This window comes from Castellaniella sp., assembly GCF_047971665.1.
GTDB lineage: Bacteria > Pseudomonadota > Gammaproteobacteria > Burkholderiales > Burkholderiaceae_B > Castellaniella.
Window position 1 is genome coordinate 23,563 of sequence record NZ_JBKEAA010000002.1, and the last position, 13,440, is coordinate 37,002.

At 64.0% G+C, this 13,440-nt stretch carries 15 protein-coding genes; 10 read left to right on the plus strand and 5 right to left on the minus strand.

From position 1 onward, the window contains the following. Nucleotides 1–12 precede the first annotated feature (12 nt). From ribH to ACK5JE_RS00285, 5 genes are read left to right on the plus strand one after another with little or no spacing between them, the layout of a single operon-like run. Nucleotides 13–534, plus strand: coding sequence for a 6,7-dimethyl-8-ribityllumazine synthase (gene ribH / locus ACK5JE_RS00265; protein ID WP_416799715.1), 522 nt, complete (start codon nucleotides 13–15; stop codon nucleotides 532–534). After that, a complete protein-coding gene (nusB, locus tag ACK5JE_RS00270; protein WP_416799716.1) occupies nucleotides 527–1,012 on the plus strand; it encodes a transcription antitermination factor NusB in 486 nt (161 codons plus the stop codon). Before ribH ends, nusB begins: the two co-directional genes overlap by 8 nt. 18 nt (nucleotides 1,013–1,030) lie before the next feature. Next, entirely contained in the window at nucleotides 1,031–2,017 is a 987-nt protein-coding gene (thiL, locus tag ACK5JE_RS00275; protein ID WP_416799717.1) for a thiamine-phosphate kinase, read from the plus strand. After that, entirely contained in the window at nucleotides 2,014–2,553 is a 540-nt protein-coding gene (locus ACK5JE_RS00280) for a phosphatidylglycerophosphatase A (RefSeq protein ID WP_416799718.1), read from the plus strand. Before thiL ends, ACK5JE_RS00280 begins: the two co-directional genes overlap by 4 nt. Next, the gene (locus ACK5JE_RS00285; RefSeq protein WP_416799719.1) at nucleotides 2,550–3,056 is read left to right on the plus strand and encodes a CinA family protein; all 507 of its coding nucleotides are present in this window, start codon (nucleotides 2,550–2,552) and stop codon (nucleotides 3,054–3,056) included. The genes ACK5JE_RS00280 and ACK5JE_RS00285 overlap by 4 nt, the downstream gene beginning before the upstream one ends. A gap of 17 nt (nucleotides 3,057–3,073) precedes the next feature. Here the strand turns inward: ACK5JE_RS00285 and ACK5JE_RS00290 are convergent, their stop codons facing one another. The 5 genes from ACK5JE_RS00290 to ACK5JE_RS00310 all read right to left on the minus strand — a co-directional run bounded on the left by ACK5JE_RS00290 (nucleotide 3,074) and on the right by ACK5JE_RS00310 (nucleotide 7,220). Beyond that, nucleotides 3,074–3,757: a DNA-3-methyladenine glycosylase I gene (locus ACK5JE_RS00290; RefSeq protein ID WP_416799720.1), complete on the minus strand. Its 684-nt coding sequence runs from the start codon at nucleotides 3,755–3,757 to the stop codon at nucleotides 3,074–3,076. Next, nucleotides 3,754–4,572 carry an orotidine-5'-phosphate decarboxylase gene (pyrF, locus tag ACK5JE_RS00295; protein ID WP_416799721.1) on the minus strand — a complete coding sequence of 273 codons (819 nt, stop codon included), beginning with the start codon at nucleotides 4,570–4,572 and terminating at the stop codon, nucleotides 3,754–3,756. The genes ACK5JE_RS00290 and pyrF overlap by 4 nt, the downstream gene beginning before the upstream one ends. 92 nt (nucleotides 4,573–4,664) lie before the next feature. Next, entirely contained in the window at nucleotides 4,665–5,054 is a 390-nt protein-coding gene (locus tag ACK5JE_RS00300) for a diacylglycerol kinase (RefSeq protein WP_416799722.1), read from the minus strand. A 197-nt stretch (nucleotides 5,055–5,251) separates the two neighbouring features. Further along, the gene (groL, locus tag ACK5JE_RS00305) at nucleotides 5,252–6,898 is read right to left on the minus strand and encodes a chaperonin GroEL (protein WP_416799723.1); all 1,647 of its coding nucleotides are present in this window, start codon (nucleotides 6,896–6,898) and stop codon (nucleotides 5,252–5,254) included. 34 nt (nucleotides 6,899–6,932) lie between these two features. After that, nucleotides 6,933–7,220, minus strand: a complete 288-nt coding sequence (locus tag ACK5JE_RS00310) for a co-chaperone GroES (RefSeq protein ID WP_269360072.1) — start codon at nucleotides 7,218–7,220, stop codon at nucleotides 6,933–6,935. A 372-nt stretch (nucleotides 7,221–7,592) separates the two neighbouring features. Between ACK5JE_RS00310 and ACK5JE_RS00315 the strand changes: the two genes are divergently transcribed. The 5 genes from ACK5JE_RS00315 (at nucleotide 7,593) to ACK5JE_RS00335 (ending at nucleotide 13,438) form a co-directional block, all read left to right on the plus strand. Further along, on the plus strand, nucleotides 7,593–8,927 hold the full coding sequence (locus tag ACK5JE_RS00315) for an ABC transporter substrate-binding protein (protein ID WP_416799724.1): 1,335 nt from the start codon (nucleotides 7,593–7,595) through the stop codon (nucleotides 8,925–8,927). A 114-nt stretch (nucleotides 8,928–9,041) separates the two neighbouring features. Beyond that, nucleotides 9,042–10,769, plus strand: coding sequence for an ABC transporter permease (locus tag ACK5JE_RS00320; RefSeq protein WP_416799725.1), 1,728 nt, complete (start codon nucleotides 9,042–9,044; stop codon nucleotides 10,767–10,769). 8 nt (nucleotides 10,770–10,777) lie between these two features. Beyond that, a complete protein-coding gene (locus tag ACK5JE_RS00325; RefSeq protein ID WP_416799726.1) occupies nucleotides 10,778–11,863 on the plus strand; it encodes an ABC transporter ATP-binding protein in 1,086 nt (361 codons plus the stop codon). A 16-nt stretch (nucleotides 11,864–11,879) separates the two neighbouring features. Further along, nucleotides 11,880–12,782 (plus strand): LysR family transcriptional regulator, encoded by a 903-nt coding sequence (locus tag ACK5JE_RS00330; RefSeq protein ID WP_416799727.1) that lies wholly within the window; start codon nucleotides 11,880–11,882, stop codon nucleotides 12,780–12,782. Between the two features lie 23 nt (nucleotides 12,783–12,805). Continuing rightward, entirely contained in the window at nucleotides 12,806–13,438 is a 633-nt protein-coding gene (locus ACK5JE_RS00335) for a histidine phosphatase family protein (protein WP_416799728.1), read from the plus strand. Nucleotides 13,439–13,440: the final 2 nt, after the last annotated feature.

Below are 13,440 nucleotides of genomic sequence, written 5' to 3' on the forward strand. Positions count from 1 at the left end.
GGAATCGCGACTATGAACCCCTACGTGATGACCCCCGACATGAACGGGGAAGGCCTGCATATCGGCATCGTGCGTGCTCGGTTCAATGAGGAAATCGGCACGGCCGAATTGCAGACATGCCTGGACGAACTGGCCGCGCTGGGCGTGGACGAACGCGACGTCATGGTGGTGTCCGTTCCCGGTGCCCTGGAGCTGGGCGTGACCCTGGCCCAGATGGCCGAGACTTTCGAATTCGATGCCCTGATCGCCCTGGGCGCCGTGATCCGCGGTGAGACCTATCACTTCGAGATTGTCAGCAACGAATCGGCATCGGCCATCAGCCGCATCGCCCTGGAAACCGGCATTCCGGTCGCCAACGGCGTGCTGACCACCGACACCGACGAGCAGGCCCAGGCGCGCGCCGCCGACAAGGGCCGCGACTGCGCCCGTGCCGCCGTCGAGATGGCCAACCTGGTGGCTGCGCTGGAACCGGAATCCGAGGACGACGAGGACGAGGACGACGATTTCGACGACGAAGAGGATGTGGATGACTGAGTCCAAGCCCGCGCGCGCCGGTCGCGCCAATGCCCGCAGCGCACGCCGCCTGGCGCGCGAATTCGCATTGCAGGGCGTGTATGCCTGGTTGCTGCGCGGTGGCGCCGATCTGGGCGAGCTGGGCGAGATCGACGCGCATGTGCGCGATGGCGAGGACTTCGGTCAGGCCGACGCGCAGTGGTACCAGACCCTGCTCCAGGGCGCGGCGGCTCAGGCCGATGCGCTGCGCGAACGGTTCGTGCCCTATATCGACCGGCCGCTGGCGGAGCTGTCCCCCATTGAGCATGCCGTGTTGCTGATCGGCAGCTTCGAGCTCGTCCAGCATGTCGAGGTCCCCTATCGCGTGGCGATCAACGAGGCCGTCGAGCTCGCCAAATCGTTTGGCGGCACCGATGGTTATCGCTTTGTCAACGGCGTGCTCGACAAGCTCGCCGCCGAGGTCCGCGCTCCCGAGGTCCAGGCCACGGCGCACCGCTGACGCGGCAAGGACGATCCTATGCAGGCGGATGGCGAATTCGACCTGATCTCGCGGTATTTCAAAAAACCGGCGCCCGCCCGCATGCTGGGCGTGGGGGACGATTGCGCCCTGATGCCCCTGTCGCCGGGGTACGAGCTGGCCATCAGCACCGACATGCTGGTCGAGGGGCGGCATTTTCTGCCGGATGCCGATCCCGAATCTCTGGGCCACAAGGCCCTGGCCGTCAATCTGTCCGACCTGGCTGCCATGGGCGCCCGCCCCCTGGCTTGCACGCTGGCGCTGTCGCTGCCCGCGGTCGATCATGCCTGGCTGGCGGGGTTTTCCTCGGGGTTTCATGCGCTGGCGCGTGAATCCGGCTGCCCGCTGGTGGGGGGCGACACGACGCGAAGCGATACCGGTGTGGTGCTCAGCATCACTGTTCTGGGCGAGGTTCGCCGGTCGCACGCCCTGCGCCGCGACGCCGCCCGCGTCGGCGACGATGTCTGGGTGTCCGGCACGCTGGGCGCGGCGGATCTGGCGCTGCGCCTGACCCTGGGCCGGTTGCCTCCCGATCCCGAACGCCTGCGGGCCACGCTCCCGGCGCTGGACCGGCCCGTGCCGCGCCTCGGTCTGGGCCGGTACCTGGCCGGCGTGGCCAATGCCGCCGTCGACGTGTCGGACGGCCTGCTGCAGGATTTCAGTCATATTCTTCAGGCCAGCCGTTGCGGTGCCGATCTGTGGCTGGATGCCTTGCCGGCGCATCCGGCGCTGGCCGGACTGGATGAGGCCCTGCGGCGCGAGGCCCTGCTCTCGGGCGGAGACGCCTATGAATTGTGTTTCACCGCGCAGCCTCAGTGGCGGGAGCAGATTCAGGTGCTGGGAAGCCAGTTGGAGGTGCCTGTGACCCGTGTGGGCACGCTGGTGCGCGGCACGGGCGTGCGCGTGCTGGATGGCGCCGGCGGAATCGTGCCGGTGGTCCGCCAGGGTTTCGATCATTTCTCCGCGCCGCATGGAGCCCGCGCATGACGGATCAGCCCTCTGTGCAGGATCAAGGGCCCGGCCCCGTCCAACCCATCCGCCGTCCTTCGGCCGGGTGGGTCTTCTCGCGCCCGGAACGGATCCTGGCATTCGGCCTGGGGTCAGGGCTGATTCATCCGGCGCCGGGCACCTGGGGCACGCTGGTCGGCTGGCTGCTGTGGGCCGTTTTGCTGCGCGATCTGCCCGACGCCTGGATGGCGCTGGTGCTGCTCGTGTCGTTCGGGATCGGCTGCTGGGCCGCCCAGCGATGCGGCGAGGCGCTGGGTGTGCCGGATCATGGTGGCATCAACTGGGACGAGATCGTCGCCATCTGGCTGGTGCTGTGGCTGATGCCTCATGGCCTCTGGTCCCAGATCGTCTCGGTGGCGCTGTTCCGCCTGTTCGATATCGCCAAGCCTCCGCCGGTGAGCCTGCTCGACCGGCGTTTCAAGAACGGCTTCGGGGTCATGATCGACGATATCGTCGCCGCACTGTATGCTTTGCTGGCGGGGGCATTGCTCGTGCGATTTTGGGGGTTGTCATGAACGAACGTGAAACACGGGCCCTGGCGGGCGAGGTGGGGGCCGCCCTGCGCGCCGCAGGCTGGTTCTGCGCCACGGCGGAATCCTGCACCGGCGGGTTGCTGGCGGGCGCCATTACCTCCTGCCCCGGTTCCAGCCTGTGGTTCGAACGCGGTTTCATCACATACAGCAACGCCGCGAAAATCGAGCAGTTGCGCGTGTCGCCCGATACGCTGGAACGCTTTGGCGCGGTCAGCGAGGAAATCGCCATGGAAATGGCCAGCGGCGTGCTGGCGGCGGTGCCTCAGGCCAATCTGGCGCTGTCCACCACCGGCATTGCCGGACCGGGAGGCGCGACCACCGGCAAGCCGGTCGGCATGGTGTGTTTCGGCATTGCGCGTCGCGCCGGCGCCGGGATCGTGACCCGGGCCATCACCCAGGTGTTCGAGGGCGACCGCGAGGCCGTGCGCGACGCGGCGGTCTGCCGCGCCCTGCAGGCGGCGCTCACGGCGCTGGGCAAGGATTGACGCTCATCCCTGCGGTTTCAGAACTGCGGATTGATGCTCAGCGACAGCATGGCCGACAACTGACACAGCGGCCTGCCGGCGGCCTGATGCAGGGCATTGAAGGCCGCCTGCACGGCCTGCAGATCCCGCTGGCTGGCGGGCTCGCGGTCGATGACCCCCGCCGTCTTCAAGCGCGCGACCACATCGCTGGTCACCAGGAACGTATCCTTGCCCGCCAGACGCAGAAATCCGGCCGACGAGCGCCCGCCCAGCCGCGCGCCCCGCTTGGCCAGCAGGCGCCACAGACCGATGATGTCGTCGATGGGCCAATCGGCAAGGAAGGCGCCGAAGCTGCTGCCGCGCTCCTGGCGGATGTCCAGAATGAACCGGGCGTTCTCGGGGATGGTCTTCAGTTTGGTGCGGTCGCGGATGATCCGGTCGTTTTTCATGTGGGCTTCGATGTCTCGCGGCTCGAGCCGTGCCATGGTTTCCGGATCGAAACCGTCGAAGGCCTGCTCGAATTCCGGCCACTTGGCATCGACCACTGTGTGCTGCATGCCGGCCTGAAAGACCCGCTGAGTCATGGCCGAGAGGTAACGGTCATCGTTTTTTTGTTTCAGTGCCCGAGGGGACAGCGCCTGAGGCAGAAAGACCTCCATGGCTGCATCTGATTCAAAGCGCGCGCGCACGGTGTCATAAAGCCAGCGATAATCCAGCGTCATTTCAGCGCCTCGCGGATCGCGTCGCGTGTGTCGCGGGCGGCCTGCGCGGCGGCCTGCGCCCAATCGTCGCCCCGGCCGGCGTACAGGATGGCGCGGGATGAGTTGATCATCATGCCGGTGCCCGCCGCCGTCCGTCCGGCGCGCACGGTCGCCGGAATGTCGCCGCCCTGGGCGCCGACACCGGGGATCAGCAGTGGCATGTCGCCGATCCGCCGGCGCACCTGCTCGATCTCGTCGGGGAAGGTCGCGCCCACCACCAGCGCGCATTGCTCCGTGGTGTTCCAGGTCCGCGCGACCAGATCGGCCACGTGCAGGTACAGCGGCATGCCGTTGGCCATGCGTGTTTCCTGCAGGTCGGCGCCGCCGGGGTTGGATGTGCGGCACAGGACGATGACGCCGCGGTCCCCATAGTCCAGGTAGGGCTGCACCGAATCCCGGCCCATGTAGGGATTGACGGTCACGGCATCGGCGCCGTAGCGCTCATAGGCTTCGCGCGCGTATTGCGCGGCCGTACTGCCGATGTCGCCGCGCTTGGCGTCCAGCACGATGGGCAGGTCCGGGTGTCGCTCACGGATCGCCGCGCAGATGTCCTGGAGCTGATCCTCGGCGCCCAGCGCGGCAAAATAGGCGATCTGCGGCTTGAAGCCGCACACATAGGGCGCAGTCGCCTCGACGATGCGCAGGCAGAACTCGGTGACTGCATCGGGGCGGTCTTTCAGTTCTTCGGGGAAGCGTCTCGGGTCCGGGTCAAGGCCCACCATCAGCAGGGAGTCCTGGCGAGTCCAGGCGCGGTTCAGCTTGTCGATGAAGGTCATGGCGTCGGGCAGTCCGTGGTGTCGGGTTGAAAAAGGGCGGGGCGGGCGTGTGGATAGCGGTCGCGCCCCGGATCTCAGTGTGGTTCAGGGGGTCATGAGGGCCACCAGCGTGGCGCCAGCACGGCAATCCAGACTGCGCCCGTCAGGATCAGCACCAGCAGCACCGCTGCGCTGCCGACGTCCTTGGCGCGTCCCAGCAAAGGGTGGTGTTCTGTGCTGATCGCATCGGCCAGCGCCTCGATCGCGGAATTCAGCAGTTCCACGACCAGCACCAGCACCAGTACACCGGCCAGCAGCAGCCGTTCGATGGCCGTGTTGCCCAGCCACAGTCCCAGCGGAATCAGGATTGCCGCGAGGAGGGTCTCCTGACGGAACGCGGCCTCGTGACGCCATGCGGCGCCCAGTCCTTGCAGTGAATAGCCGAACGCGCGCACGATGCGCAGCAATCCGCCGGTGCTTTTGTAGGAGGAGGGTCGGGTCATGGGTCGGCCGATCGGGAGAGTGTCGGCATTGTATAAAAAATCCCCGCCACGGCGAACCGGGGCGGGGATGTGGCAGGACACGGCAGAGTCCTTTCGGACGATTTCGTGCCTGACGAGTCCGAGCAGCGTGTCCGCTGCAAGGTGAGGCCGGGCGCCGGTCTGGCGCCGAGGCGCCGGACCGGGAAGGGCACAGGGGCTTAGAAGCCGCCCATGCCGCCCATGCCACCCATGCCGCCCATGTCGGGCATCGGGGCTGCGGGCTTGTCTTCGACGATTTCAGCCACGGCGGCTTCGGTGGTCAGCAGCAGGCTGGCGACCGAGGCAGCGTTTTGCAGCGCGGTGCGGGTGACCTTGGTCGGGTCGATCACGCCTTGCTCGACCAGATCGCCGTATTCACCGGTGGCGGCGTTGTAGCCGTAGTTGCCTTCGCCCTGTTCGACCGCGTTGACGATCACGCTGGCCTCGTCGCCGGCGTTGGAGACGATGGTGCGCAGCGGGGATTCGATGGCGCGCAGGACCAGCTTGATGCCGGCGGCCTGGTCGGCATTGTCACCCTTGACCTTGGCCACGGCGGCCTTGGCGCGGATCAGCGCCACGCCGCCGCCGGGGACGATGCCTTCTTCGACGGCCGCACGCGTGGCGTGCAGGGCGTCTTCGACACGCGCCTTCTTTTCCTTCATTTCGACTTCGGTGGCCGCGCCCACGCGGATCACCGCCACGCCGCCGGCCAGCTTGGCGACACGCTCTTGCAGCTTTTCACGGTCGTAGTCCGAGGTGGCTTCCTCGATCTGCGCGCGGATCTGCTTGACGCGGGCTTCGATGTTCTTGGCATCGCCGGCGCCGTCGATGACAGTGGTGTTTTCCTTGGCCACTTCGATGCGCTTGGCCTGGCCCAGCTCGGCCAGGGTTGCCTTTTCCAGGGACAGGCCGGTTTCCTCGGAGATCACCGTGCCGCCCGTCAGGATGGCGATGTCTTCGAGCATGGCCTTGCGGCGGTCGCCGAAGCCCGGCGCCTTGACGGCGGTGGTCTTCAGGATGCCACGGATGTTGTTCACGACCAGGGTGGCCAGGGCTTCGCCCTCGACGTCCTCGGCCACGATCAGCAGCGGACGGCTGGACTTGGCGACTTGTTCCAGCACCGGCAGCAGGTCACGGATGTTGCTGATCTTCTTGTCGAAGATCAGGATGTACGGATCATCCAGAACGGCGACTTGCTTGTCGGGGTTGTTGATAAAGTAGGGCGACAGATAGCCGCGGTCGAATTGCATGCCTTCGACGACATCCAGTTCGTTTTCCAGGGACTTGCCGTCTTCGACGGTGATGACGCCTTCCTTGCCGACCTTGTCCATTGCGTTGGCGATGATTTCACCGACGGAGGTGTCGCTGTTGGCCGAGATCGAGCCGACCTGGGCGATGGCCTTGCTGGTGGTGCAGGGCTTGGACAGAGAGTGCAGGCTGTCGACAGCGGCGACCACGGCCTTGTCGATGCCGCGCTTGAGGTCCATGGGGCTGATGCCGGCGGCCACGTATTTCAGGCCTTCTTCGACGATGGCCTGTGCCAGCACGGTGGCGGTGGTGGTGCCGTCGCCCGCGTTGTCCGAAGTCTTGGAAGCGACTTCCTTGACCAGCTGGGCGCCGATGTTCTCGAACTTGTCCTTCAGTTCGATTTCCTTGGCGACGGAAACGCCGTCCTTGGTGACGGTGGGCGCGCCGAAGGAGCGGTCCAGCACCACGTTGCGGCCCTTGGGACCCATGGTGGTCTTGACGGCGTTGGCCAGGATATTGACGCCGCGGACGATGCGCGTGCGGGCGTCGTCACCGAAATAAACTTGCTTTGCAGCCATGTTGAAATTCCTTGGGATTGAACAGTGAGGTGGCTTACTGGATCACGGCGAGGACTTCTTCCTCGCGGATGACGAGCACTTCCTCGCCATCGACCTTGACGGACTGGCCGGCGTACTTGCCGAACAGGACCTTGTCGCCGACTTTCAGGTCGACCGGGATCACTTTGCCGTCCTCGGTTTTCTTGCCGGGACCGACAGCCAAGACTTCGCCTTGATCGGGCTTTTCAGCCGCGCTGTCAGGGATGACGATACCCGAGGCGGTGGTGCGCTCGTTGTCCAGACGCTTGACGATCACACGATCGTGCAAAGGACGCAGTGCCATGGAGAAACTCCTGTACATAGAAATTGAAGGATGCAGGGGGCGGAGCCTGTTAGCACTCGCTCCCGTTGAGTGCTAATTATAAGGACGGTTTCCGGAGTTTCAAGAGGGGGTGACGGGATTTGTTACAAATTGGAGGGTGTTCAGCAGCGGGATGTCGCGCAATCAGCATTCCCGCCTCGCCAGCTTCATCTGCCGCGCAACCCTGCGCCAGCGCACAGGCGTATAGGCGGGTCCTTGAATCATTGGGGTAAACGCTGACCCGGAACCCTCGTCCCCAGGCAATTATGACCATCATCAAAAATGGTGATTGGACGCTCCGTCGGTGCCTGCTTATGTTGTGGTGACCCCCTCGACCAATAAGCAGGAGACAACATGCTGAACCTGAAATCGCTTTCCCTGAGGCCGGTGCTGGCCGTGCTTTCCCTGGTGGCGTGCGCACCGGCCCTGGCGGGGACCGTCACCGTGATCACCTCGTTTCCGAAGGATCTCACCAACGCGTACAAACAGGCCTTCGAGGCCAAGCATCCCGACATCAATCTCGAAATCCTCAACAAGAACACCGTGTCCGGCATTGCCTTCGTGAAGGAAACGGATGCCGGCAAGCGGCCCGATGTATTCTGGGCGAGCGCGCCCGATGCCTTCGAGGTGCTGTCCAAGGCCGGCCTGATGGCCGACAGTACGGACCTGCACAATTCGGATGTGCCCAAGAATATCGGCAGCTTTCCCATCAACGACCCCGAGGGCAAGTTCATGGGGCAGGCCCTGGCGGGCTACGGCATCATGTACAACACCCGGCTGCTCAAGGCACGCAAGATCGCACCGCCCAAGACCTGGACCGACCTGCTCAAGCCCGAATGGTATGGGCTGGTGGGCATGACCTCGCCCTCGCGTTCGGGCACCATGCATCTGACTGTCGAGACGATCCTGCAGGGCGAGGGCTGGGGCCAGGGCTGGTCTACATTGCTGCGCATGGCGGGCAACAGTGGCGCCATCACGGAACGCTCCTTCGGGGTGCCTGACGGCATCAACAATGGCCAGTTCGGCGCCGGCCCGGTGATCGATTTCTTTGGCCTGTCCAGCAAATATTCCAAATTCCCCGTGGATTTCATCTATCCCGATGAAACCGCGATCGTGCCCGCCAATATTGGTCTCATCAAAGGCGCCCGCAACGAGGCCGAAGCCAGGGAATTCATCAAGTTCACCGTCAGCCCGGCGGGCCAGGAACTGTTGCTCAAGCCGGAAATCTCGCGCCTGCCGGTGCTGCCCTATGCCAAGCTGAGCAATATTCCGGAGGGCTACCCGGATCCTCAGGAGATCGCCGCGCGCAGCAAGGTAAATTTTGATACGGCGCTGTCGCAGAACCGCTATTTCATTGTCCAGTCGCTGTTCGATCAGACGATCACCTTTCGGCACAAAGAACTGCAGGAAGCGACGGAGGCCATTTATGCGGCGGCCGCCAGGCTCGGTGACAAGGCCAATCAAGGTGAGGCCAAGAAGCTGCTGGACAAGGCGCGACAACTGGCCTGGTCGCCGTTGCTCAGTCATGCCCAGGTCCAGGATCCGGAATTGCAGGCATTGTTCCATGCCGATAAAAAGGATTCGGCCGTGACCCAAAAGCTGTCGAAGCTGCAGGGTGACTGGAATAATCAGGCAAAGAGCAACTATGCCGAAGCGGTGAAGCTCGCCCAGCAGGCCGCTGGGCTGTAAGGCGGATCAGCGGTTTGGGTTTGCTTCGCATGTGAAACGCGCGGTGCCCCAAGGGGCCCGCACCCGATATCGTCAGTTCTGTCCGGAGACATGTCTGCGGACGTAGGGGCCCTTATGTCGCAAACCATCGCCCTTGGTCAGCGAGCCTACAGTGCCGTACGACGACAGTCGCTTGGCATCCAGTTGGTGGCGCTGTTCGTACTGCTTTTCCTGCTTCTGTTTCTCGTGATTCCAGTCGGGAATGTGTTCTACAGTGCGTTCGTCAATTCGGATGGCAGCCTGACGATCGGTCACTTCATCGCCTTCTTTCATCAGGCGCTGCTGAAAGAGTCCTTCTTCAACAGCCTGTATGTTGCCAGCATGGCGACGCTGTTCGCCTCGCTGATCGCGGTGCCGCTGGCGTACCTGACGATCCGTTTCCAGTTTCGTGGGGCGATCTTGATTCAGACCCTGGGGGTGCTGCCGCTGATCATGCCGCCCTTTGTCGGGGCGGTGGCGTTGCAGCTGATCTTTGGTCAGGCGGGCAGCGTCAACTTGCTGCTGGCCGAATATTTCGGCGTCACGATCCCGATCATGGACGGACTGAATGGCATCATCTTTGTCGAGGCGTTGCATTATTTCCCCTTCATTCTCATGAACCTGACCGTGGCGCTGCGCAACATCGACGGCGCCATGGAGGAGGCCGCCCTCAGCCTGGGCGCGCGTGGCTGGCGACTGTTCCGCCGTGTGATCTTCCCCCTGGGATTGCCTGGTTATATCGCGGGCGCCTCGCTGGTTTTCGTCAAGGTTTTCGACGATCTTGGCACACCGCTGGTCATGGGCACCACCAACATGCTGGCGCCGCAGGCCTACCTGCGCATCACTCAGGTGGGTCTCGATGATCCCCTGGGCTATGCCATCAGCGTCATCATGATCGCCTTTTCGATCCTGGCTTTGTGGCTCTCGGCCAGCGCGCTCAAGGGACGCGACTATTCCACCCTGCAGAAGGGCGGAAATTCGCTGCAGCAGCGCCCCTTGAGCCGCCTGCAGTCCCTCATGGCTTATGCCTGGATCCTGCTCGTCCTGCTGCTGGTGCTGTCGCCGCACTTCGGCATCCTGATGCTGTCGCTGGCGACGGTCTGGAGCTACGCGCCCCTGCCCGACGGTTACACCCTGGCGCACTATGTCGATGTCTTCCAGGACTCTCAGGGCATGATCGCCAACACCTTGCTCTATGGCGGTCTGGCGGCGGGCCTGGATGTGATTTTCGGTACAGCCATCGCCTATGTGCTGCTGCGCACCCGCCTGGTCGGCCGCCAATGGCTGGACTGGATCGCGTCGGCAGCCCTCGCCATTCCCGGGATCGTCCTGGCCATCGGCTATCTGCGCACCTTCCGCAATGTGAACATTCCCTTGACCGAAATCGGGCTCACCTCCACCTGGGTGCTCATCATGCTGGCCTACGCCGTGCGACGCCTGCCGTACGCGCTGCGGTCGTGCGTGGCTGCGCTGCAGCAGATCCACACTTCGCTCGAGGAGGCGGCGACCTCTGTCGGGGCCAATCGCTTCAGCATCATCCGGCGGGTCGTCATCCCCCTGATGGGCGGCGGCATCCTGGCCGGTTTCGTGATCAGCTTCATTACTGCGGCGGTCGAGCTGTCGGCCACCCTGATGCTGGTCACGCGCGACAGTGACGCGCCCATGAGTTATGGCATCTACCTTTACATGCAAAGCGCGTCGGGTCGAGGGCCTGGCGCCGCGCTGGGCGTCATCGCCGTAGTGGCGGTCGCCATCGGCACCTACATCTCCCATGTCATCGTCGAGCGCAGTTCTGCGCGTCAACGCCAGTCCCGAGCTCTTTAGGAATCGTCATGAAAAAAGTGAGCGTCGAGTGTCGAAACCTGCGCCTTTCCTACGGCCGCAACGAGGTTCTCAAAGACATCAGCCTGCTGATTGAACCCGGTGAATTCTTTGCCCTACTGGGGCCGTCGGGGTCTGGAAAATCCACCCTGCTGCGTCTGATCGCCGGCTTCAACATGCATGATTCCGGCGAGTTGCTGGTCGACGGCAAGGACATCGGCCGTGTGCCGCCGCACAAGCGCAATATCGGGATGGTGTTCCAGAGCTATGCCCTGTGGCCGCACATGAGCGTCTGGGATAATGTTGCCTTCGGTCTGGTCGAGCGCAAGATGAAATCCGCCGAGATCCGTGAAAAGGTGGAGGCAGCCCTGGATCTGGTCAGTCTGTCTCAATATGCCAAACGCCGTCCCAACGAACTGTCCGGCGGCCAGCAGCAGCGGGTCGCGCTCGCGCGCACCATCATCATCGAACCGCAGGTGCTGCTGCTGGACGAGCCTCTGTCCAATCTGGACAAGAAGCTGCGTGTGCAGATGCGGCAGGACCTGCTCGCGTTGCAGCGGCGTCTGGGGATCACCACGATCTTCGTGACGCACGACCAGGAAGAGGCCATGACCACGGCCGACCGCATGGCTGTGATGGATCAGGGCGTCGTGCAGCAGGTAGGCAGTCCCACCAATCTCTATGATTATCCACGCAACCGGTTCGTGGCCAATTTTGTAGGAACGATGAATGTGCTGGATGGTCAGATCCGCGAGCGCTCGAGTACGCACCTGTCCTTGGATGTCCCTGGGCTGGGCGACATCCGGTTGCCGCACAATGGCAATGTGCCCGAGGGGGCCCGCCTGGCGGCCAGCTTCCGGCCGCACACCGTGCAGATCGAAAAGGCGGGTGGCCGGGGCGATGCCTGCCTGATCTGGCTGCCGGGCATCATCGATCATCGGGAGTTCCTGGGCGAGTTCACTCGTTACAGGGTGCGGGTGGGCGACCATTTGGTGACGGCGGATCAGGCGCACCTGACCGGGCTGGAGATCTACCCCGCTGGCGCTGAGGTCTCGATCGGCCTGGAGCCGACCCAGATCCGCCTGCTGGCGGCCTGATCTTTCCTCTGTCTTTATGGAAATCTATCAGATCCGTGCCTTCGTCACGGTTGCCCGCACCGGGAATCTCACCCGGGCGGCGGATGCCCTGCATCTGACGCAACCGGCGGTCACCGCACAGATCAAGGCCCTGGAACAAAGTCTGGGTGTGGCGCTGTTCGACCGGACCAGCGGCCGTATCACTCTGGCGCGTGCCGGCGAAATGCTGCTGCCCACGGCCGAGGCGCTGCTGTCGCAGGTCAATCAGCTCAAGGCGAATGCCGCCCGCCTGAAGGGCGAGTTGCACGGAACCGTCAATCTGGGCGTTCCGAGTGAACGCATGGATTTCCTGCGGCTGGCGCACCTGGCCAGCCGCATCACGGCCAGTCTGCCGATGGTCGATTTGCAGACCCACATCCTGCCGTCGTCCGAACTGATCGACCAGGTGTCCGTCGGTACGCTGTCGGCGGCCCTGACCATTACCGCCTGGCCGCCGCGTGATGTCCTGTGGGTCCCGCTGCGTACGGTATCCTATCGCCTCGTCGTGCCCAATTCGCTCGCGGCGCAGGCGCGCGAGGCCGGCTGGCCAGAGATCGCCGTGATGCCATGGGTCGATGGTTATCCAGGCAGCCATACGCATCTGCTACTGCGCGAATTATTCGAACGACATGGACTCGTGCACCGGACGGTGATGAACAGCGATGATCTGGCCAACATCGACGCGCTGGTGCGTGCTGGTGCCGGTTGCGCCTTGATGCGCGAAGAGGTTGCCCTGACAGGCGCGCAGCATCAGGACTTCATCGTCTGGGGTCATGCCAGAGTCGATGCCGTTCTGGGGTTTGCCGTGTCTCATGAGCACGCGGCCGATCCGGTACTGATCGCGCTGATTTCCATGCTCAAGGAGATCTGGGATCTGCAGACGATTGAAGACGAGGACTGAGCCGGTCATTCACAAGGACAACGATGCCCACGACCTTCTGGCTGGTTCGCCATGGCGAAACCTTATGGAACACTGAACGCCGGCTCCAGGGCTGGCAGGATCTTTCCCTGAATCCGGCTGGTGTGGCGCAGGCGCGCCAGCTGGAAGCCTGGCTGCGCTCGCCGCACTTCGATGCGCCGATCGAACGCATCGTCACCAGCGATCTGGCCCGGGCTCGCCAGACGGCCGAGATCGCCAGCTCGCACTGGCGCCTGCCCATCGAGCGTCTGGCGATGTTGCGGGAGCGGCATTTTGGTTCGTACGAGGGACAGCCGCTGGATGCCCTGCGCAACCCACAGGGCCAGCCGGTCGGGTTTCATGCCTTGGACGATGGCATGGAGGGTGGCGAATCCCTGGGTGAATTCCGGCGGCGCATCCAGCAGGCGTTCGAGCAATTGGCGCAGGCACATCCAGCGCAGCATCTGCTGGTATTCTCCCACGGTGGCGTGATCGATATGGCCTGGCGCCTGGCAACCGGCGCGGATTCCACTGTGCCCGGCCCTCGTCTGATCATCAACACCAGCATCAATCAGTTCCTGATCGATACGCAATGCGCCTGGACGCTGGGACAATGGGGCGTGTGCGGTCATCTGGAACCGGGGGTCGGGGGACTGTAGCG

Bases quoted from the DNA above. Each gene is read 5' to 3' on its own strand.
- ACK5JE_RS00310 (WP_269360072.1), bottom strand. From the start codon at position 7,220: ATGGCACTGCGTCCTTTGCACGATCGTGTGATCGTCAAGCGTCTGGAC.
- ACK5JE_RS00290 (WP_416799720.1), bottom strand. From the start codon at position 3,757: ATGACGCTGGATTATCGCTGGCTTTATGACACCGTGCGCGCGCGCTTT.
- ACK5JE_RS00315 (WP_416799724.1), top strand. From the start codon at position 7,593: ATGCTGAACCTGAAATCGCTTTCCCTGAGGCCGGTGCTGGCCGTGCTT.
- ribH (WP_416799715.1), top strand. From the start codon at position 13: ATGAACCCCTACGTGATGACCCCCGACATGAACGGGGAAGGCCTGCAT.
- ACK5JE_RS00300 (WP_416799722.1), bottom strand. From the start codon at position 5,054: ATGACCCGACCCTCCTCCTACAAAAGCACCGGCGGATTGCTGCGCATC.
- thiL (WP_416799717.1), top strand. From the start codon at position 1,031: ATGCAGGCGGATGGCGAATTCGACCTGATCTCGCGGTATTTCAAAAAA.
- ACK5JE_RS00320 (WP_416799725.1), top strand. From the start codon at position 9,042: ATGTCGCAAACCATCGCCCTTGGTCAGCGAGCCTACAGTGCCGTACGA.
- ACK5JE_RS00325 (WP_416799726.1), top strand. From the start codon at position 10,778: ATGAAAAAAGTGAGCGTCGAGTGTCGAAACCTGCGCCTTTCCTACGGC.
- groL (WP_416799723.1), bottom strand. From the start codon at position 6,898: ATGGCTGCAAAGCAAGTTTATTTCGGTGACGACGCCCGCACGCGCATC.
- ACK5JE_RS00280 (WP_416799718.1), top strand. From the start codon at position 2,014: ATGACGGATCAGCCCTCTGTGCAGGATCAAGGGCCCGGCCCCGTCCAA.
- ACK5JE_RS00330 (WP_416799727.1), top strand. From the start codon at position 11,880: ATGGAAATCTATCAGATCCGTGCCTTCGTCACGGTTGCCCGCACCGGG.
- ACK5JE_RS00285 (WP_416799719.1), top strand. From the start codon at position 2,550: ATGAACGAACGTGAAACACGGGCCCTGGCGGGCGAGGTGGGGGCCGCC.
- pyrF (WP_416799721.1), bottom strand. From the start codon at position 4,572: ATGACCTTCATCGACAAGCTGAACCGCGCCTGGACTCGCCAGGACTCC.
- ACK5JE_RS00335 (WP_416799728.1), top strand. From the start codon at position 12,806: ATGCCCACGACCTTCTGGCTGGTTCGCCATGGCGAAACCTTATGGAAC.
- nusB (WP_416799716.1), top strand. From the start codon at position 527: ATGACTGAGTCCAAGCCCGCGCGCGCCGGTCGCGCCAATGCCCGCAGC.